The organism is Providencia zhijiangensis (genome assembly GCF_030315915.2).
Lineage (GTDB): Bacteria > Pseudomonadota > Gammaproteobacteria > Enterobacterales > Enterobacteriaceae > Providencia > Providencia zhijiangensis.
In genome coordinates this window covers 2,711,033-2,731,721 of the sequence record NZ_CP135990.1, presented here as the reverse complement: position 1 = coordinate 2,731,721, position 20,689 = coordinate 2,711,033, and the positions used below count along the sequence as shown (strand labels likewise).

At 37.0% G+C, this 20,689-nt stretch carries 16 protein-coding genes; 3 read left to right on the top strand and 13 right to left on the bottom strand.

What is annotated here, in order from left to right; all coding sequences use genetic code 11:
- Positions 1–286: 286 nt before the first annotated feature.
- Entirely contained in the window at positions 287–2,611 is a 2,325-nt protein-coding gene (locus QS795_RS12530) for an NB-ARC domain-containing protein (protein WP_286272839.1), read from the bottom strand.
- A 250-nt stretch (positions 2,612–2,861) separates the two neighbouring features.
- Between QS795_RS12530 and QS795_RS12525 the strand changes: the two genes are divergently transcribed.
- A complete protein-coding gene (locus QS795_RS12525; RefSeq protein ID WP_318626517.1) occupies positions 2,862–3,422 on the top strand; it encodes a recombinase family protein in 561 nt (186 codons plus the stop codon).
- A gap of 55 nt (positions 3,423–3,477) precedes the next feature.
- On the opposite strand, the gene QS795_RS12520 is transcribed toward QS795_RS12525, so the two are convergent.
- The 4 genes from QS795_RS12520 to QS795_RS12505 all read right to left on the bottom strand — a co-directional run bounded on the left by QS795_RS12520 (position 3,478) and on the right by QS795_RS12505 (position 8,009).
- Positions 3,478–4,050 (bottom strand): hypothetical protein, encoded by a 573-nt coding sequence (locus QS795_RS12520; RefSeq protein ID WP_286272845.1) that lies wholly within the window; start codon positions 4,048–4,050, stop codon positions 3,478–3,480.
- Between the two features lie 23 nt (positions 4,051–4,073).
- Positions 4,074–4,235 (bottom strand): helix-turn-helix domain-containing protein, encoded by a 162-nt coding sequence (locus QS795_RS12515; protein ID WP_286272847.1) that lies wholly within the window; start codon positions 4,233–4,235, stop codon positions 4,074–4,076.
- A gap of 313 nt (positions 4,236–4,548) precedes the next feature.
- Positions 4,549–7,368 (bottom strand): DEAD/DEAH box helicase family protein, encoded by a 2,820-nt coding sequence (locus tag QS795_RS12510; protein ID WP_318626516.1) that lies wholly within the window; start codon positions 7,366–7,368, stop codon positions 4,549–4,551.
- A gap of 263 nt (positions 7,369–7,631) precedes the next feature.
- Positions 7,632–8,009: a hypothetical protein gene (locus QS795_RS12505; protein ID WP_286272850.1), complete on the bottom strand. Its 378-nt coding sequence runs from the start codon at positions 8,007–8,009 to the stop codon at positions 7,632–7,634.
- A gap of 1,244 nt (positions 8,010–9,253) precedes the next feature.
- Here QS795_RS12505 and speB point away from each other — a divergent pair.
- Entirely contained in the window at positions 9,254–10,174 is a 921-nt protein-coding gene (gene speB / locus QS795_RS12500; RefSeq protein ID WP_154602511.1) for an agmatinase, read from the top strand.
- A gap of 55 nt (positions 10,175–10,229) precedes the next feature.
- On the opposite strand, the gene QS795_RS12495 is transcribed toward speB, so the two are convergent.
- Entirely contained in the window at positions 10,230–11,105 is an 876-nt protein-coding gene (locus QS795_RS12495; RefSeq protein ID WP_286269153.1) for an alpha/beta fold hydrolase, read from the bottom strand.
- Between the two features lie 216 nt (positions 11,106–11,321).
- Between QS795_RS12495 and QS795_RS12490 the strand changes: the two genes are divergently transcribed.
- Entirely contained in the window at positions 11,322–11,561 is a 240-nt protein-coding gene (locus QS795_RS12490; RefSeq protein ID WP_154602513.1) for a helix-hairpin-helix domain-containing protein, read from the top strand.
- Positions 11,562–11,587: 26 nt separating this feature from the next.
- Here the strand turns inward: QS795_RS12490 and QS795_RS12485 are convergent, their stop codons facing one another.
- The 7 genes from QS795_RS12485 to leuA all read right to left on the bottom strand — a co-directional run bounded on the left by QS795_RS12485 (position 11,588) and on the right by leuA (position 20,529).
- Positions 11,588–12,316 carry a TerC family protein gene (locus QS795_RS12485; protein ID WP_154638110.1) on the bottom strand — a complete coding sequence of 243 codons (729 nt, stop codon included), beginning with the start codon at positions 12,314–12,316 and terminating at the stop codon, positions 11,588–11,590.
- Between the two features lie 61 nt (positions 12,317–12,377).
- Complete coding sequence (gene mutH, locus QS795_RS12480; protein ID WP_418055353.1) at positions 12,378–13,061, bottom strand: DNA mismatch repair endonuclease MutH; 684 nt, start codon at positions 13,059–13,061, stop codon at positions 12,378–12,380.
- A 569-nt stretch (positions 13,062–13,630) separates the two neighbouring features.
- Entirely contained in the window at positions 13,631–15,307 is a 1,677-nt protein-coding gene (sgrR, locus tag QS795_RS12475) for an HTH-type transcriptional regulator SgrR (RefSeq protein ID WP_154602515.1), read from the bottom strand.
- 528 nt (positions 15,308–15,835) lie between these two features.
- Positions 15,836–16,438 carry a 3-isopropylmalate dehydratase small subunit gene (gene leuD / locus QS795_RS12470; RefSeq protein ID WP_286269148.1) on the bottom strand — a complete coding sequence of 201 codons (603 nt, stop codon included), beginning with the start codon at positions 16,436–16,438 and terminating at the stop codon, positions 15,836–15,838.
- Positions 16,439–16,449: 11 nt separating this feature from the next.
- A complete protein-coding gene (gene leuC, locus QS795_RS12465) occupies positions 16,450–17,853 on the bottom strand; it encodes a 3-isopropylmalate dehydratase large subunit (RefSeq protein WP_154602517.1) in 1,404 nt (467 codons plus the stop codon).
- 1 nt (position 17,854) lies between these two features.
- Entirely contained in the window at positions 17,855–18,946 is a 1,092-nt protein-coding gene (gene leuB / locus QS795_RS12460) for a 3-isopropylmalate dehydrogenase (protein ID WP_181477419.1), read from the bottom strand.
- Between the two features lie 2 nt (positions 18,947–18,948).
- On the bottom strand, positions 18,949–20,529 hold the full coding sequence (leuA, locus tag QS795_RS12455) for a 2-isopropylmalate synthase (protein ID WP_286269142.1): 1,581 nt from the start codon (positions 20,527–20,529) through the stop codon (positions 18,949–18,951).
- Positions 20,530–20,689 lie beyond the last annotated feature (160 nt).

Genomic DNA, 20,689 nt, shown 5'->3' with positions numbered 1-20,689 from the left:
TGAAATATATCAGTACTGATAGGGTAGTGTTTTGATTCGCCTAAAATGAATTTTGATGTGAACTCACGGCAAAGTTACCTGCCTTTAGTACTCGAATTATTGTAATTCAGGGGGAGTATACTGATTTTATTAATACTTAAAGTAATCCCTTACTAAAGTAAAAAACAGTTCTGTTTTTATATCAAAGAGATAAAAAATTAAGTGGGTAATATATTGTTTTATAATGATTTATCTATTGGAGTATATTAAAACCGAATGATAAAAAATCATTCGGTTTTAATTTGAGTTATCTAGCTTCTTGCCACATCCACTGTTGCAAAGCATCTGCACGACTAACTATATTATAATCACTGCTCTTTAGTAAGTTACTTATTATGAACCTACATTTTGATAATTTTTCACGAATGTAAGTATCTTTATGCTTTAAGGGAAGATCATCAAATTTATCTTTCATTTCTTCAAGATGAATTATACATTGTTCATTATTATTTTTCTGTAAACAACTATCCGCTCGTCTATATAAAACCTGTATTTCAGTATCTAGAAACATTTTTTCATTATAATCAGTTGTAGAACCAATTAGATCCTTTATCTTAATTAAAACATCTTCAGTTTTATCATAGTGGTGCTGGAACATATATCCTCTAGCCAAAAATAACGCTACATCAACTGAATTAGGGTCTAAATCATATGCTTTTTCAAATTCTATAACTGCATCATCTGTATTTTGTTCTTCGCGTAAAATAAATTTTCCAAACCAAAAATGTAGCTGAGGTAAATTAGGAGCTAGTACCATAGATAATTCGTATTGTTCTCTAGCATCACTGGGATTCCCATTCCTCTGATGAAAAAATGCTAAAACTCTTGCAACCTCAAAATAGTCAGGTGCAAGTTTATGAGCCTCTGTTAATAGTTCAAATGCTTTGTCATGCTTAGCTTGGTTCATAAATACCTGAGCATCACGTAACATTTTTACTATTACACGGTCACTTTTATCTCTGAATTGAATATTATTAACATTATATTTATTATCAGTTCTTGACTGCATTTGCTGCTCATATAATGAATTAAGTTTATTTCTTTTATCCTGAATAGATCTCATATATGTCTGAGATGGTTTATGGTGCTTACTTAAATAAGACTTCGCAAGCTCAGATAATTGATAATTATTTTTTATACTTGCACCTTTAGTTTTTGAGGACTGTGATAGCATATTTGTAGACATTAACTCTTGTAGAGATTTATGAATTGTTAAAGAATCAAAGTCTGTTAAATATGATAATTCTGGAACATCCCTCAAACCAGGAGCACATTGCATTGCTGATGTCAATTTTCTTGCATTCTCAGATAAATGCTGATAAACGTTAGACATACAAAACTCAAGAAACATATTTGAATTTTGTAAGATACTTTCAGGGGAATTCCCTGTTTGAATACAACTCACAAACCATTTAATGTAACTAGGGTTACAATACATTCTATTTACATACTTACGCATTATATTTTCATCAATACTTTTAAGTGAATCAACATTGCGTATTTTTGCTAAAGTACGAAGCAACTGGGAAGCGTATGACTCATTGATGCCTTGAAGTTTAACTGGATATTCATATGCACCTAATCCTATCCTAGATGTAATTATGATTTTACTCCCTGAGGGGAGATTTCCAACAAAATTCCGGATATTATCATCTAAAATAGTTTCAAGATTATCTATAAAAAGTGCTATTTTAAATGTGGATAAATATTCAATAATTTCTTCTATGCCAGCTTGTGATGGCGACATACCAGTTAATTGATTTGAAATTTCACTAATAACACCAATAGATGTGGTAATAGAATCCTTAATTTCTTTTATTTCATTAACTGTAATTTGCGTAGTTTTAGATGAGACCCAAACTATAGCGTCAAAAGGGTTTTTCTCATCTTCTAAAATTTCATATGCAACTTTTAAGGCTAGAGCGGTTTTACCAACACCACCTTCACCAACAATTGATATTACAGGAAATGGACCATAACAAAGCTGCTTAACTTTATTTACATCTTCATTTCGACCGATAAGGCCTGTTTCATCGAAATCAGGAAAAGGTAAATTATGATTCTCATAGGAATCCTCATAACTTTTAATATCTAAACCAAGTACATAACTTGGATTAACGGAAATAATATCAATTATGTTTGATAGATTAGACCAGACTGTTTTTTCTGTTTCAATTAATTGATGACAAAAAGTGAACGTAGTTGGATAATCATCTACATCCAATGGTCTTATATGCATAACTCTATTTCTTATGGGTATTAGTTTATCAAAACCCTTCGTTTTTTTTCTTACATAGCTAGATATATGTTCTGGGATTTTATTAAAGTTAGAGTTTATAACCTGATAAGTGTCACCCAGATCAAAATAATCAACTAAATCTGATAGTGAAACATCATCAAATGAAAATCCAATATCTTTTTCTAAACGTTGTTTAGCTCTGCTCTTCAAATCAGTAGAGATAACCTCATTTAAAGCTTCATTCTCTAAGTATGTCGTAATGATAGCTCGCAGATCTTCTTCTAATGAACTAATTAACGCATAGACACTCATTCTGGTTAAATTAAAAGCCATTATAAAACCCTATTCCAGTAAATAATGATATGAATTTTTCAGATCAAAACATGTAATGGTTATATATGCAATATTTACATTACTATATTATTCACCCCAAAAATTATACTAATTTTTCACCAATAGTGTATCATTCAGCTACTCCCTAATGATACCCACCTAATTCAGCTAAAATAGTATCATTTAGTACTTGATCCTATCTATATGATTCAGTATCATTTAAATATAGTAAATGATACAAAGGGCTTTTATGATATTCGGTTATGCAAGGGTTTCTTCAAAAGATCAAAATTTAGAAAGGCAGCTTTCAGTACTTGAGCCTGTTTGCGACAAAGTGATCCAAGAGAAAGTGTCAGGGAAAAATATCAACGACAGGCCAGAACTACTATTACTCCTATCGCACTTAAGGCAAGGTGATACTCTCATTACAAAGTCTATCGATAGATTAGCCCGTAATACCAAAGAGCTCTTATCGCTAGTGGATGAATTAGTGGAAAAAGGAATAACCGTTAAATTTTTAGACAACAACATGAGTTTTGATAATTCTCCCGCTTCAAGGCTAATTTTAACCATGATGGGAGCAGTTGCAGAGTTTGAACGAGGTATTATTGCATCTAGAAGAGATGAAGGTATTGCTATAGCTAAAAAGGCTGGAAAGTACAAAGGAAAACAAAAGAATGCAGTACTTCATAGTAAAATCACTGAAATGCTAGAGAGTGAAAAATATACTGCGGATGAAATAGCTAAATTATGTGATTGTGGGCGGGCTACCGTTTTTAGAGTTAAAAAATCATTATCTGTTTATGAATGAATATAGCCACCTAATTTAAGGTGGCTATTGCTCTTGAATGAACCCAATCGATCTATTAGTTATTACTTCTACAATTCATTGCCGACATTGCCATTACTTTATTCTCTCTATTATTTAATGGCCCAGTTATTATCATTTGGGCATATGTGTTTTTTATATCTGTATTTAACATATAGTATATTGATTTTTGAGTAGAATAATCATGTGTACTAGCACTAAGTACCCCTTTATCTAGGTTTTCATTAGGACTTAATGGTGGCGATTTAAATTCATCACTACTTGAATTAGCTTTAATAATAAAATAATCATTTTTTAATATTAAACTACCACCACCAATAGGAATACTTTTCCCTATTTTTTTATTGGGTGCATCTAGCTTTGAAGCAACCCCCTCATACATAAATATGTCACAACTAAATTTCTTGTCTTGATGCTTGAATTCACCTTGGCTATAACTATGCCAAAACATTCCTATAAAAAAAGTAATTACAAAAGAAACAAAGCTAGATAGTAATAATGCCATGAATTTTGAAAAACCTTTTATATTATTAAACTCACACCATTTAAATGTTTTTATTAAACAAAAACCTGCGATAAAAACAGATAAAAATAATATAAATCCAACCATATATCCAATTCCTTTAAATTATTTTATTTAACATACCGCTCGGGCCAAATTATATAAACAGGTACACCAACAAAATCAGCTATGATTTTTTCACCTTTAGGCCAACTTCTATCTAATACGTTATATAATGTTCTGTCATAGAATAAATTTTCTCTCAGAAGACTAGTTAGTGTACTGCTGTCCACTCCCCATTAATTGAACTTCCCAAATTAGAGTTTTGATATGCCTCCGTAGGGAGGTAGTTTAAACTTACGTGCGTTCGGTTTTGGTTATAATCTTTAAGCTAATAGCATGCTAATTCTCCTTTGATTAAATTTTATCATTTTATGCTATCTATCATATCACAACCCAACCAATCGATCGATAATAACGATCAATTTTATGATATCGATCGTTATTACCTATTAGGCCTATCAATATCAAGCTCACCAATAGGTAATATCGATCAATCAATTATCTTAGTACTGTTTACAACAGCAAAAAATTAATCATTTAAATTCAAATGGTTAATTTCAATCCTGTTAATGACAAATGAAGGATTCTATATGCACAGATACGTTCTTTAGATTTAGTAATCTTAGTTGAGTCACTTAAGGATATGTACTTTTTAATCACTCTGCTTGCCATTGTGTTTTTTACAAAAAAAGTGTCCAATGGGTCATAAGAGGTATTAAGAGATACATCATTACCATTGGACATTTTTTTACTAATCAAAGAGTTCCAATCAGAATTTGTAATCATTAAATCTATATCATTATTGAATTCCTTAGATAACACCATTCTTACAACGTTAGTTGCAATAGTTTTAGCATCAACTGATCTTATATAATCAAAATTTTTATGTGTAAACTTTAAACAATTCACTTCAGAAATGACAAAATCCCTATATTGACAACTTGTCTTATTATATTCTATATCTTTAAGTAGTTTATTCTCATAATCCCTATCCTCTATTATTGAATCAATTACATGTGGTATATCATTGTTATTTAAACCTTTACTCCTCATGTCTTGTATTTTTATTTTGTACTTTAAAAAAGTATCTCCTTTAATTTCAGGAAGCACTCCATTTTCAAAATACTCTTTTAATTCACTCAGTTCTTTATTCTCATTTGCCTTAGTTAATTCTTTTTCAATCTTTTTAAGTTCCTTTATGTCAACATTGGCATTAGACATGTAATCGTCAAAAATTGGAAGGAATATCTGGAAATTATATTCAAAAAGTCTCGACATGAAGTAACTGAATTCGTTATTAGATTTTTCCTTTCTATGTACGTAACTTTGATGGTCAATCATATTATAGTTAACATAAAAATCGTTGTTTTTAATATATACATTTAATTCATTGTTAATATGATAGGTTTTAATGAAAGAATTTTTTTGTTGGTTGCTTTGTGCAATATCAAATGAATTTTTAAGTGCATTAGCAAGTTCCTTTGCCGATTCTATAATTTTTTCAATATTATTATCATTTATTTTTTTTATACTTTTACTATCAATGTAGTAATTTACATTTTTTAATTTTTTTATTTTTCTAAACCTATTGGTGAACTGTTCAATTCTGTCAGGATCTGTTTCTTCACAAATGAAAATATCAACCTCATCCAGTTCATCAATAATACTAAGACCTTCTACAATACTATTAGTACCGATAATGCAGTCATAATCTCCCATTATTCTTTTACTAAATAAATCTTTTACATTTTCTTCATTTTTAAGATCCGCATTAACTAATAGAAACTTTTTCCCTGATTGCTCACCAATATACTTTCCTTTTGCCTTATCATTTATCAATAGAATAGATTTTCTTTCACTATTCTTTAGATCTCGTATTATTGAATCTTCTTTACTTTTACAAAAGTAAGTTTGAATCTGTTTTAAAGTACTATCTGCTTTTGTAACTTTATTAATTGTTTCAAATTTTATATTAGAAAAATATTCTGGTTTTATTGTTCCTGACATAAAGATAACTTTATTAAAAAGCTTAATAGCTTGCTGAAGGGTTTCAATTGTCTCATACTTATAATCATAATCAAATATAATTCCATGAGCTTCATCTATTACTAAATCCCATTCTTTACATATGCTAGGATTAATCATCATGTTTTTTATTTGATTCCATGTGGCTATATTATTTTTATATAGATCATTGCTACTCCCAGATTGCTCAACAATAGATGTTAACGGTGTTATTATTTTTGTTTTTTCTCTCTTCATCATAGCATAATTCTTTCCTATTCCTGTGCTACCAATTAGTAAATTGATTCCTTCTTTAAATTCTATTTCATCAATAATTTCTGATAGAAACTGATCTTCATTTAGAGTATAAATAGAGTCATAGGTTGAATTAACATCATTTATTACAGCATTTGTCTTTAATAATACCTTGCTTTTTTCAGGAAGGAAGTTCCTTAAGCTAAATATACTACCATAAGAGGGGTTAGCTTTTTTATACATATCTAATCCGAAATTTTTTGAACCTATTTTACTTACTAAATCTATTGTTTCTATAATATCATTTTCTTGATAACCAGCATTTTTTAAACTACTGGTTAACTTTAATTTCTCATCATAGCCTAAATTCCCTTTATTCTTCTCAATTATTAATTTCAATATTTCATCTTTATTCCCTACTTCGTAAATATAATTATTTTCAATTTTCTTAAAAACATCAGAGCTAAATTTATTTTCTATGATTTGATTTTTCTCTAATTTTGTAATATCAAAAAACGATCCTTGGTTATGTTCAGAAATGAACTCTGATTCATAGGCTTTATTTATAAAAGGTAAGTATTGTAATTGTAATGTTTTACAAAATGAAGGATCAGAATAATAAAATATACTCATCAATGATACTGAATAACTGTTATATTCATCTTTACTTACAGGGTTTAGTAGTGGCAAAATAATTCTAAAACGATCTCCTTTCTTTAACCCTTGACTACCCGTAGAGTAGAGTAAGTATTCATATTCTTTTAATTCATTTTTAACGTCACTAATAGACATATTCCCATCAATATCAAGTACTATCGCATAGTGATTTATTACATTATCACTATTCCTTTCCTTATTTTTAACCATTTCAGCAAATATGATTCCATCAAAATTATTTTTAGCGTTTTCATATTCATTCATATTTGAAGCATTAAAATAAAGCCATTCATTTTTATTTAAAAAATATTTAACTAGTGAACTCCAACATTGATTGCTATGTATTATATCTTTTGATTTTTTATTTCCAGATGAATATTTGTTTTTATACCATGTAAAGTACAGTTTTTTTTCATTTTCATCGTTTTCATTAGAAATCATTTCCATTTTAAATCTTCCTTATTATTAATGATTTATTTTTTTAAGTATCCTAACGTCAATTAAAAGTTTAACAAACCATCATGAACTTTAGGATTTGAATAATGCGGTAATATTTTAAAATTAATTAAATGTATACGCATTATATGCTTGGTTGGAATTGGTGTTCTATTTCATTAAGTTTGACAAATTAATTTATTAAGTAATAATTTAATTTTATATAGTAGTCCAAGTTTTAATTTTTTGTTTTTTGTTTTTTTTATATTTTTTAGTTACTCCATATTCTTAGTATTCTTAGTATTCTTAGTATTCTTAGTATTCTTAGTATTCTTAGTGTTCTTAGTGTTATTAACACTACGAGGTGATATTACTATTCCAAATTTAATTTTTATATTCTTTATTAATGTATAAGTGTTCATTTTATTATTTTTTATGAATTTAACTATGTGAGAAGGTATATTGTTACTTTCCATGTATTGATTACAAGCTCCATTATACCAATGTTGGTACTGGATTATTTTATTGTCATATAACGCCTTAATGTAAGCTATTGATAGCTTCTTTCCAATTTTTTTATTAATTTCATTAAGGCTATCTTTAGTAGTTAAAATATATGTATATTCTGAGTTTTTTAATGCTATTGTTTTCATATTATTATCCTATTTTTGAGTGTAAGCAATTATAGGATTCAAATACTGACTAAACTAGTATTACTTCTATTATAATAGTATATATCCTAAGATTTGGGATGTTAAATTATCCATCTATAATTTCCACGTAATAGAAAAAACCACCTATTGTGTCATGTATAATATGTACGCTCAGGTGGTTTTTTTAGTTTTTGTATTCGAAATTGTAAAACACAGGATAGTGTTTTAACATGTCTATTTTTATGCTTTTATTAACGATATCAAAATTAAAAAATAAATGCAATACTTTCATTAATAAATTTCACCATAAATAAATGTCGAATTTAAATGCAATAAAAACAACTGGTTATATTATATATTTGTACTTTTAAAACTAATGGGGTGCTATTTTATTTCTATTGTTAAAAGTAAAAATAAAATTAAGATAAAATAAGTAATGGAAGTATAATTACTTTATTTTAAATAATACTTTCGATTGTTATTTAATTACCTTATTCTTTAATTCTAATTATCTATATCAAGTACTGAAATTTCATTACACACATATATTATGTACTTAATTTTTTATCTCTTTGATATAAAAACAGAACTGTTTTTTACTTTAGTAAGGGATTACTTTAAGTATTAATAAAATCAGTATACTCCCCCTGAATTACAATAATTCGAGTACTAAAGGCAGGTAACTTTGCCGTGAGTTCACATCAAAATTCATTTTAGGCGAATCAAAACACTACCCTATCAGTACTGATATATTTCATATACAACATAATTAATTATGATATGAGTACAAAAGCTAATTAACAATAATGATAGGTTTTATTGGGTTAGGGTTCAGTACTAATGGAGCTAATTGATAAACTCAATAGTGATATTGATTTAATGATCAATAATCCTGATTGGTGATCATTAATCAGTATAAAATGTCCAATGGTAATAATGTATCTCTTAATACCTCTGTTGACCCATTGGACACTTTTTCATAAAAACTACCTGCTTACCCTGCCTCAAAAAACTTCAAGTCCTAAAAGGCAGTAACTTCGCTGAGAGTTCATATTGTTCTCTATAAGATGGTAGCTATGTTCCAGTACTATACCCTGATATAATCGCGTAAAACTCATGTACAACAAAGCTAGAATATACGCCTATAAGCTTTATAACCTATTGTAAGTACTAGTTAATTTACCTTTCTATGAACAGTATTCAGTACTGTTTAGTATTAGAAGATGAATGATTAAGGAACAGTGATGATTAATAGCACATTAGGAAATCAGGTTGATAATTCACTGGTTTCAAACGCATTTGGTTTTTTACGTTTTCCATTAAATTTTCAACCCTATAGCTCTGATGCTGATTGGGTGATCACGGGCGTTCCATTTGATATGGCAACTTCCGGGCGTGCAGGTAGCCGTCATGGGCCTGCGGCCATTCGACAAGTTTCAACAAACTTAGCGTGGGAAAGTCACCGTTGGCCATGGGATTTCAAATTAAAGAATAAACTCAACGTGGTTGACTGCGGCGATGTAGTGTTTGCCTTCGGTGATGCGCAAGATATGTGCGACAAGCTGCAAGCTCACACTGAAAAGCTGTTGGAATCCGGTAAACGCTGTTTAACGTTTGGTGGCGACCACTTTGTGACATTGCCATTACTGCGCGCCCATGCGAAACACTTCGGTAAAATGGCGTTAGTGCATTTTGATGCGCACACTGACACATACGGCAATGGCAGCCTGTATGACCACGGCACCATGTTCTATCATGCGCCAAAAGAAGGTTTGATCGACCCAAATCATTCTGTGCAGATTGGTATTCGTACTGAGCATGATTCTGACAACGGTTTCACGGTATTGGATGCGGCTCAAGCGAATGATCGTGGTGTGGATGACATGGTTGCTCAGATCAAACAGATCGTGGGTGATATGCCTGTTTATCTGACATTTGATATTGACTGTCTGGATCCTGCATTTGCACCAGGAACCGGTACGCCAGTGATTGGTGGTTTAACATCTGATAAAGCGTTGAAACTGCTGCGTGGAATTAAGTCACTGAATATTGTTGGGATGGATGTGGTGGAAGTGGCTCCAGCCTATGACCAATCAGAAATTACGGCATTAGCCGCAGCGACGATTGCATTGGAACTGTTATATATCCAAGCGTCTAAAAAGTAAGTTTTAATCCGCTATTTAAGGTGCCTAATGTTTCATTGGGCACCTTTTTTTATGCCTAAAGGCTGTGTTCTTTCAATTGGGCAAGAATGGAATAGGCTTGTGTCCACAAAACTGAGCCGCCTTCATGAGAGAACAAAAAGTGTTCGCTATCAGGAAAACGCTGAGCCAGTGTTTTACCAAAATCAGGGGAATGCACGGTACTCACATCTTGCTCGCCATACCACAGTGCAACAGGGCAGTGGATATCTTCAGGATTGAACTGCCAATGTTGCAGAGCGATTAAGAGATCTTGAACATAGCCTTGGTTACCTTGCATAAATGCACGTTCCATACAGTCACTGTAGGCGGCTAAGAAGCTCTCTTCGCTATAAACCTGCTGGTCTATCTCTGCACTACAGTTAAGAATAAATGCCAGTAACCATTGTGAGGTCACATTGCGCATCAACCATTCCGATAAAGCATCAGGGGTATGAATGGCTTGCTCCTGCATATTAACCACATCTTGTTTTAATTGCGCACGGGTTGCAGGAAACTCAAATTGGTCTTGTCCTGACACAAGCGATAAAGAAACAGGGGAGGCGTAGCTGGCGAGTGCCATGGCGAAAACGGCACCTTGAGAAAAACCGACAACGGAAAATGACGGCAGTTTTTGAGCATTCAGAAGTTCTTGAATATCTTGAGCAAAGCGTTGTAGGGATTTATGCTCATCAAAGGTGGATTGACCGAGTCCGGCACGCTCAGGGGTTATCAAGCGTATATTTAGCTCTTCAAGACGGTCAATGCCAAAGCCCAGTGTACCGCTCATCCCTGCGCCAGTACAAAAAATCACGGGGAACCCCTGTTCAGGGCCAGATTCATACCAACACAAAAGTCGCCCATCAGATAATGTCATCGACATATGGCGAGTATTGGATATTTTGTTGCTATACATAATAAATACCTACAAGATAGAATTTTTAGTGCGACATGTTAGTTTCTATCGCGAGTCGTCAATGACTTTACCGTTGTTATTTCCTATTTGCTAAAACAGATTTGTAGGGCAGGTAACTCAACCTGTTATAGACAGCTCAGAATTTTAAATTAAGAAATAGGTTAATTGCAAAATATACGCTCAATTACGGCTATTTTACAGCCAAAAGGATAATTTATGCCATTTTCAGACTCAGAAAAGCAAATTCTCTTAGCGGTGAAGGGAGTTGGACCAACAGTGATTAGCCGATTAGAACAAATGGGGTTTTCATCTTTAGCGCAGTTAAGTGAAGCTTCTTACGATGAAATTTTAATTTCGGGCGCGGCACTAACGGGGTCAAGTTGTTGGAAAAATAGCCCCCAAGCTAAAAAAGCGGTGGAAGGCGCTATTGCTGCAGCAAAGGACGCCTTACGTTAAGTTGGCTATGACTGTGTATTTTTTATCTAATGCTTGTTTTTCATTTTCCACTTTTTGCTGCGCAGAATATTAAGCATTTGCACTGACATGGAGAAGAACATAGCAAAATAGATATAGCCTTTTGAAACATGCACCTGAACACTTTCAAGTAACAGAGTGAATCCAACAAGGATCAAGAAAGAGAGCGCAAGGATTTTGACGGAAGGGTAACGTTCCACAAAATCACCAATAGGCTTCGCGGCGAACATCATGATCATGACTGCCATAATCACTGCGGCCATCATAATAAACAGATGGTCAGATAGCCCCACGGCGGTGATCACGGAATCTAAGCTGAAGATAATATCTAAAATTGCGATTTGCATAATGGCTCCCCAGAATGAAGTCACTTTTTTCTGGGCTATCCCATCATCGTCTTCCCCTTCAATGGTATCGAAAATCTCCTGACTGGATTTCCAAATGAGGAATAAGCCACCAGCACACAAAATTAAGTCGCGGGCGGAAACGGTATGTTCAGCTAATGTGAAGAGTGGTGTTGTGAGGCGTGCGAGCCAAGCAATGGACGCTAGCAGTGCTAAGCGCATTCCCATCGCTGCGATTAACCCAATACGTCTGGCGCTATTTTGTTGATGGGCGGGTAATTTGCTGACGACAATACTTAAGAAAATAATATTGTCGATACCCAGTACGACTTCCAAAATTGTTAATGTTGCCAATGCCATCCAAGCATGGGGATCTAAGAACCACTCAAACATCTTGTTGCCTTAAAAATGGAATAAAAAATCGTCTGTTTGGCACAGGCGATACCTTGACCGATTAACCGAGGTTAAAGTGCCGCGCTAATAATGGACCCGTAAAATCTTTTTTTAAATAGAAACCTCTCGGTAATGTCATTATTGGCTGCCCAAATTCACCAATACCTTCGGTTAGCGCTCTATTATTCGCCGCTTTGGGACGAATTTGTAGAACTTGTCCGTGACGAGCGGTGATGGTTTCGACTTTTCCCAGCACAATTAAATCCATTAACTCTTCCCAATCTTGGCGTAAAAGTTGTTCTTCAAGCGCAGAAGGGCTCCAAATCAGCGGGTTTGCAATACGGCGCTGGGCAAGTGGAATTTGGCGTTCACCTTCAATCGGAAACCACAGAATGCGAGATAATTTGCGGCGCACATGGCTATTTTCCCATGTCAGGCCGCTATTGCCCGTAAGTGGCGCGACAGAAACAAACGTCGTCTCTAATGGTACGCCATGGCGATCGATTGGAATTGTTTTAAGCTCGACGCCAATATCTGCAAAATCTTGTTCGGCTTTACTGCCTGCGGTCGCACCTAAAAAATACTCTAACAGTGTCCCGACCCAGCCTTTATCTCGTTTAAGATCGGGGGGGATTGGGATGCCTGCAATAGTTGCTAACTCACCAAGCGTATAGCCTGCAAGGGCTTGGGCTCGCGCTAATAAGACGGTTTCATTTTCTGGTGGTGAAGGCGGTATAAAGGACATAGTCGACAGAATTTGATTGTGTTTAAAAAATAACCAAGGAAATGGTCGCAAGATAGGGTGAGTATAACACTTTTTAGTCACCGTATTTAACTTCATGATATATATATGGATATTAGATAATAATCACAGGCGGGATTATGAATATTTAGGGTTATTCAACTTCATCCCAAGATAATCACAGGATCATGCACTAGGTTATCCACAGGATTTCTGGATAACTGTGAAAAACTGCGATTACTGTGTGAATTTACAGCCTTGACTAATGTCATTTATTGAAGCTCGTCACAAAAAGCGGGTAAGTTAAGTACATTCCTTGTGGATAAAACATGCATTGATTGATCTTTGCTCAGTTGAACTCCTAACAAAAAAAGAGGGGAAAACTCACAGTGGATATCTCATGTGAAATCCACTTATTACTATGATTTATAATGTTTTATTTTTTAGTGTGGTTTTTTGTTAGAAATGAATAGTTGGGATATACCCTGATTACTATCTGGTTGTTCACATGGATATCCACAGAAAAAGTGAATAAAATCCATTTTACTCACTCTAACTGTTTATAACTATCATCAATTCTGTGTATTATCCTCAGTTGGCTTAAACCAAGCTGATTTAAAGTCAAACCAGCCAAAGGTATTCATACGAACACCTCGCATTGTTCTTTGACCTTGTAACTCTAACCAGTGATGAAAAATGGGGTGGAAGACTTGAGAATCAATCAAGCTCTCGCACCAAGATTCCACATCCAATTTTTGCTGGCGCCACAGCTGTAACTCTTCATCGAGGGTTTTTCCTAAACACTGACGCAATAGCGGCATTTCGTACAACGTGGCGAAGATAGAAAATTCAAGAGGTTTATAAAAGTTGGCAGTGGAGAGCCAAATATCGCTCTTCGCATCCCCGTTAAACCAATCATCATAATCAACGATGTTAATTTTAAGCTCTACTCCTTGGGTTTCTAACACTCGCTTCATGATTTGACTGATGGCATAAAATTCATGATGATGGCGATAAAAGGTGACCGTTAGTTCGGTTAAGTCTTCAGGTTTGGTTCGCTGGGAGAGCATTTTACTGTGATGCCAATGAAGCAGTAATCCATAAGCAGGCGCCCAGTGGCGTTGATAGAAGGATTCACAGTGCGCTAGTAGGTTGACGGGGGTTAAAAAGCTACACAGCCATTTACGCACATCTTCCCGTTGAGAAATGTCGGAGCGTTGGTCGAATAACAGAAAATAGCAACCTTCCTCCATGCGGCTTTCGAGAGAGTCATTGTGGCGTTTATCACCATCCATCTTTAATGTGGTACACACCATCTGCTCAGAAAGTTCGGGAACCACCCAAATAGTCACCTCATCCAACAAGGCACGATAGCCAAAATAGCGGTCAAAAGCGCTGATGGTGAGTTTTTGCGGGATGTTGGTTTCGACTTCATAAGGACCCGTACCAATAGGGCGCTGACTAAAGCCGCTGATGGTTTCCCACTCTTTCGGGAGAATGGCGGCATGTGGGCTGCCCAGTAACCAAGGAAATTGCGTATCAGGATGGCTCAGATGGACATCAATCACGTAAGGTTGCGAGGAGGTGACCGAGTGAATATGTGAGAACAGCGGCCAGCACTGCTTTAATCGTAATAAAGAGTGGATAATATCCTCCACTTGCATTTCACGTCCATGATGAAAATAGATAGCCGGACGTAAATAAAAGCGCCAATGTTGCTCGTTAATGGCTTGCCAGTGGTGAGCAATACCATCTTCTACTTCCCCTTTTTCCTCATTTAAGTGAGTTAATCCATTAAATATCTGACTCATTAAGTGGATTTCAGAGCGGCGCATTGGGGTGCCGGGAAGTAAATTAGGAAAATCACGGTAATAAATGATGCGCAGTAAGTTTTTACCTTGTCGATAACTGCGCTCAAGCTCCGATAAGACCATTTGACGGATAGTCTCTTTATCGCCCACGAGCGCCACGAGTTTTTCAATACTTTCTTCTTTTAACAGCTGTTCAGCCTGCGCCTGTTGTAGTTCTAAACCATTGATATGAAAAATTAATGCGGAGCGTTTTCCTCGTCCCGATTCTGCTTGCCAACTGAGCCAACCATGGGACTGCATATTATTGAGCAGGGTGCGAACATGACGGCGAGAGCAAAACAAAATATCGGCAATATCTTGTAATGTGGTTTCACTGTTTTTTCCCTGAAAGTGCTGCCACAAGCGTACAAATTGCGTTTGTAATCGAGAATTAGACATAAAAGAGGAACTCCAGAATAAATTGCATCAATTTTAATATCCTATATTCCGTAGATAATAGGGGGCAGTAAGTAGCTCTATTGACCTGTCTGTTGCAGGTTTACTCCCCCTTTTATTGAGTAATGGTATTTTTACCAGCCGGTATGTGAATGCATACTGGCTTTTTTTCTTTTTTCTTCATATTTCACGCTGTGGCTGTGTTGGCTTCATTCAGCTACTCAGGTCACATACTGATGTATGCTCCTATTTTTCTTCATATTTCACGCTGTGACTGCGTTGGCTTCACTCGGCTACTCAGGTCACATACTAAAGTATGCTCCCAGAGATATCCTCATTTTGCCGCCTTGCCACAACATGAACTATTTTGAAAAAACGGTTTAATGAAACCCAGAATCATGATTATTTGAAATCATGGCATATTCAGAATTAATGGGGAAGGATTTATTGGTTGGTGCGGTTTATTGGAATTGAGTTCTACTTTTATGAATACAAATAGGCAACAAAAAGCCCACCGGAGTGGGCTGGGGATTAATTCATAAAGGCGGGGAGCTTTTGCTCGTAATCCTTGATTTGGTCAACGTGCTGTAACGTCAAACCAATGCTGTCTAAGCCATTCATCATGCAATGGCGGCGGAAACTGTCAATCTCGAAAGTATACACTTTGTCGCCAGCAGTGACGGTTTGCGCTTCTAAATCCACCGTAAACTGGCAACCTTCGTGGCTGTTCACATAGTTGAACATCTCATCCACTTGCTGTTCGCTTAATTTAATTGGCAGTAATTGGTTATTAAACGAGTTACCGTAAAAAATATCGGCGAAACTTGGCGCAATCACCACTTGGATGCCGAAATCGGTCAGTGCCCAAGGTGCGTGTTCACGAGATGAACCGCAACCAAAGTTTTCACGGGCTAACAGAATGCTAGCGCCTTTAAATACTGATTTGTTCAAGACAAAATCAGGATTAGGTTGCTGGCCTTTATCATCTAAAAAACGCCAGTCATTAAATAAGTGCTGACCAAAGCCTGTGCGAGTCACTTTCTGCAAAAATTGTTTTGGAATAATCGCATCGGTGTCGACGTTTGCGGCATCTAAAGGAGCAACAATCCCAACATGCTTAATAAACTTATCCATAGTTTTCTCCTTTAGATTTGAATGTCACGAACATCAGCAAAATGACCGTTAATCGCTGCGGCAGCAGCCATTGCAGGGCTAACTAAATGGGTGCGACCTGCACGACCTTGGCGACCTTCAAAGTTTCGGTTGCTGGTGGATGCGCAGCGTTCACCCGGATTCAAACGGTCGTTGTTCATCGCTAAGCACATTGAACAGCCTGGTAAGCGCCATTCGAAGCCAGCATCCATAAAGATTTTATCCAAACCTTCCTGTTCAGCTTGGGCTTTAACTGGGCCGGAACCTGGTACCACAATGGCTTGTACGCCAGACGCGACTTTTTTCCCTTTGGCAATGGCCGCAGCGGCGCGTAAATCTTCGATGCGTGAGTTAGTGCAAGAGCCAATAAAGACTTTATCAATCTTCACGTCAGATAACTTAATACCTGATTCCAATCCCATGTACGCCAAGGCTTTTTCTGCAGAAGCTCGCTCGACGGGGTCAGTAAAAGATTCAGGTGCTGGGATCGGTTGGTTAATCGCGATCACTTGCCCCGGATTAGTACCCCAAGTCACTTGCGGTGCAATAGTCTCAGCTTGGATGGTTATCACTTTGTCGAACTTCGCATCATCATCGGTTTTTAACGTTTTCCAATACGCGACAGCATCATCCCAATCTTGGCCTTTCGGTGCAAATTGGCGACCTTTCATATAATTAAAAGTAGTTTCATCAGGAGCGATAATGCCAGCTTTAGCGCCTAACTCAATCGCCATGTTACAGACGGTCATGCGACCTTCCATGCTCAAATCTTCAATTGCGTCACCGCAGAATTCGACAATGTAGCCCGTTCCACCTGCGCTACCCGTGGTACCGATAATGGCTAAAACGATATCTTTTGCGGTAATCCCCGCAGGTGCTTTACCCACCACTTCAATTTTCATGGTTTTGGCACGCGCTTGTTTCAAGGTTTGGGTCGCCATGACGTGTTCAACTTCGGATGTCCCAATCCCAAAAGCTAATGCGCCGAATGCACCGTGAGTGGCAGTATGAGAATCACCACAAACGATGGTTGTCCCCGGTAAAGTGATGCCTTGCTCTGGCCCCATCACATGGACAATACCTTGATATGGGTGATTTAAATCATATAAAGTCACGCCGAATTCTTCGCAGTTTTTCATCAACTCTTGCATCTGAATTCGCGCCATATCACCGCAGGCATTGATATCTTTAGTCTGCGTTGACACGTTATGATCCATGGTTGCAAATGTTTTGCTTGGTTGATGCAACGGGCGATTTTTGGTTCTTAAACCATCAAACGCTTGCGGTGAAGTCACTTCATGTACCAGATGGCGATCGATATAAATTAAAGGGATTTCGTTTTCAACCTCACGGACAACGTGAGCGTCATATAATTTTTGGTATAAAGTCTTCGACATGTTAAACCCCTTCTTCAATATAACGAGCGATAATGTCACCCATTTCACTGGTACTGATTGATTGACCATTGCCCGCTAAATCTGCAGTACGATAGCCATTTTCTAATGCTTTATTCACCGCGCTTTCGATGGCATCAGCCGCTTCCGTTTGATTCAAACTAAAACGCAATAACATGGATGCCGATAAAATTTGTGCGATTGGGTTGGCAATATTTTTGCCTGCGATATCTGGCGCTGAACCGCCTGCGGGCTCGTACAAGCCAAAGCCATCGGCGTTTAAGCTAGCTGAAGGCAACATACCCATCGAGCCTGTGATCATTGCGCACTCATCGGAAATAATGTCACCGAATAAGTTGGAGCACAGCACCACATCAAACTGAGAAGGGGCTTTGATCATCTGCATCGCGGCGTTATCGATATACATATGATTCACTTCAACATCTGGGTACTCTTTGGCAATTTGGTTAACCACTTCGCGCCATAATACGGAGCTTTGTAAAACGTTAGCTTTATCAATTGAAGTCACTTTATGGCTACGTTTACGAGCAGATTCAAAGGCAATGCGGGCAATGCGTTCAATTTCATAGCGGTGATAAACCTCGGTATCGAACGCATATTCTTCAGCACCTTCGCCTTTACGTCCTTTTGGCTGACCAAAGTAGATCCCGCCAGTTAATTCACGGACGCATAAAATATCAAACCCTTGAGCGGCAATATCGGCGCGTAATGGGCAAAATGCTTCTAATGCTTGGTATAAACGAGCAGGGCGTAAATTACTGAATAATTTAAAATGTTTACGCAATGGTAATAATGCGCCGCGTTCAGGCTGGCTGTCCGGTGGCAAATGTTCCCATTTTGGGCCACCCACTGAGCCGAATAATACGGCATCAGCCTCTTCACAACCTTTGACTGTCGCTTGCGGTAATGGCTCTCCGTGATTATCAATGGCAGCGCCGCCCACATCATATTCTTTAGTTGAAATGGTGATAGCAAATCGCTTACTAATCGCGTTCAATACTTTATGAGCTTGAGCCATCACTTCAGGGCCGATTCCATCGCCCGCTAATACCGCAATATTAAAATTCGTAGACATGTTTACACCGCTTCCTTTGTATTAATTTGTGACTCTTGGTCAGAGATTTTTTGTTTTTCTTTTTTGACTTGTTCTGCACGCCAAATGCTATTCAACACGTGCACCATCGCTTTTGCTGATGACTCAACGATATCCGTCGCCAATCCCATACCGTGGAAACGACGGCCAAAACATTCAGCGACGATGTCCACTTGTCCTAATGCATTTTCCCCCTGACCTTTTGCAGACAATTGGTAAGAAACCAATTTCATTGGGTAGTTTGTGATTTTACTAATCGCTTGATAGATGGCATCAACAGGGCCATTTCCGGTTGCCGCTTCTGATTTTGCTGTTTCACCACACTGCATTTTGACGGTTGCAGTGGCCACAATGCTTGAACCCGACTGTGTACTAAAGTAATCCATGACAAAATGGTCAGTTTCATCTTGTTGTTTCGCGAAGAAGGCTAAAGCCTCTAAATCATAATCAAACACTTGGCCTTTTTTATCGGCTAAGTTCAAGAATGCGGTGTATAACTCATCCAAGTTGAAATCTTTACCTTCGCTGTAACCCATCTCTTCCATGCGGTGTTTAACCGCTGCACGACCTGAACGAGAGGTTAAATTCAATTGTTGCTCTTTCAAGCCGATGGATTCAGGGGTCATGATTTCGTATGTTTCGCGATTCTTTAACACGCCATCTTGGTGGATCCCTGATGAATGCGCGAATGCGTTGCTACCCACAACCGCTTTATTGGCAGGAATTGGGGTATTGCATAACTGGCTGACTAACTGGCTGGTGCGGTAAATTTCTTTGTGATTGATATTGGTGTGCACACCTAACATCTGTTCACGCAATTTAATCGCCATGATCACTTCTTCTAACGCGGTATTTCCTGCGCGTTCGCCTAATCCGTTGATCGTTCCTTCCACTTGGCGAGCTCCGGCTTGAACGGCGCTGATGGAGTTGGCGACTGACATGCCTAAGTCATCATGGCAATGAACGGAGATGATGGCTTTATCAATGTTAGGTACGCGCTCATATAAAGAAGAGATAATGCCACCGAATTGATATGGGGTCGTGTAGCCGACGGTATCTGGGATATTAATAGTAGTCGCGCCAGCACCAATGGCGGCTTCGACAATACGGCATAAGTTATCAATATCGGTACGACCTGCATCTTCACACGAAAATTCCACATCATCGGTATAACGACGTGCGCGTTTAATGGAGTTGATCGCCATATCCATCACGCCATCAAACGTTTTGTTTAACTTTTTCTGCATATGCAAATTGGATGTCGCTAAGAACACATGAATACGGAATGCTTCAGCCACTTTCAAGGATTCAGCCGCTACATCAATATCATTTTCAACACAGCGTGCTAATGCGCAGATGCGGCTGTTTTTGATTTCTCGGGCGATAGTTTGAACAGACTCAAAATCACCCGGGGATGAGACAGGAAACCCAGCTTCAATAACATCGACACCTAAGCGCTCTAACGCGAAAGCAATTTGTAATTTTTCTTTAACGGATAAGCTGGCCTGCAAGGCTTGCTCGCCATCACGTAAGGTCGTATCGAAGATGATAACTTGGTTGCTCATAATGCGTTCCTCATAGACTAAATTTTGTTGTTTTTAATTCTGTTTGTTGGATTCCCATCTAGCCGCAGGCATAAAAAAACCCGCTGGTTGCGCGGGCTTCTTTATGTTTGTGGACAGTATTTGTTTTACTTTCCATCCATAAGCATACCGCGCAAATTGG

What these genes read in the sequence shown, in the direction of transcription:
- sgrR (WP_154602515.1), bottom strand. Translation starts at nt 15,307, where the DNA reads ATGTCTAATTCTCGATTACAAACGCAATTTGTACGCTTGTGGCAGCAC.
- QS795_RS12530 (WP_286272839.1), bottom strand. Translation starts at nt 2,611, where the DNA reads ATGGCTTTTAATTTAACCAGAATGAGTGTCTATGCGTTAATTAGTTCA.
- leuD (WP_286269148.1), bottom strand. Translation starts at nt 16,438, where the DNA reads ATGGATAAGTTTATTAAGCATGTTGGGATTGTTGCTCCTTTAGATGCC.
- leuB (WP_181477419.1), bottom strand. Translation starts at nt 18,946, where the DNA reads ATGTCTACGAATTTTAATATTGCGGTATTAGCGGGCGATGGAATCGGC.
- QS795_RS12490 (WP_154602513.1), top strand. Translation starts at nt 11,322, where the DNA reads ATGCCATTTTCAGACTCAGAAAAGCAAATTCTCTTAGCGGTGAAGGGA.
- QS795_RS12510 (WP_318626516.1), bottom strand. Translation starts at nt 7,368, where the DNA reads ATGGAAATGATTTCTAATGAAAACGATGAAAATGAAAAAAAACTGTAC.
- leuA (WP_286269142.1), bottom strand. Translation starts at nt 20,529, where the DNA reads ATGAGCAACCAAGTTATCATCTTCGATACGACCTTACGTGATGGCGAG.
- QS795_RS12485 (WP_154638110.1), bottom strand. Translation starts at nt 12,316, where the DNA reads ATGTTTGAGTGGTTCTTAGATCCCCATGCTTGGATGGCATTGGCAACA.
- QS795_RS12520 (WP_286272845.1), bottom strand. Translation starts at nt 4,050, where the DNA reads ATGGTTGGATTTATATTATTTTTATCTGTTTTTATCGCAGGTTTTTGT.
- leuC (WP_154602517.1), bottom strand. Translation starts at nt 17,853, where the DNA reads ATGTCGAAGACTTTATACCAAAAATTATATGACGCTCACGTTGTCCGT.
- mutH (WP_418055353.1), bottom strand. Translation starts at nt 13,061, where the DNA reads ATGTCCTTTATACCGCCTTCACCACCAGAAAATGAAACCGTCTTATTA.
- QS795_RS12505 (WP_286272850.1), bottom strand. Translation starts at nt 8,009, where the DNA reads ATGAAAACAATAGCATTAAAAAACTCAGAATATACATATATTTTAACT.
- QS795_RS12525 (WP_318626517.1), top strand. Translation starts at nt 2,862, where the DNA reads ATGATATTCGGTTATGCAAGGGTTTCTTCAAAAGATCAAAATTTAGAA.
- speB (WP_154602511.1), top strand. Translation starts at nt 9,254, where the DNA reads ATGATTAATAGCACATTAGGAAATCAGGTTGATAATTCACTGGTTTCA.
- QS795_RS12495 (WP_286269153.1), bottom strand. Translation starts at nt 11,105, where the DNA reads ATGTATAGCAACAAAATATCCAATACTCGCCATATGTCGATGACATTA.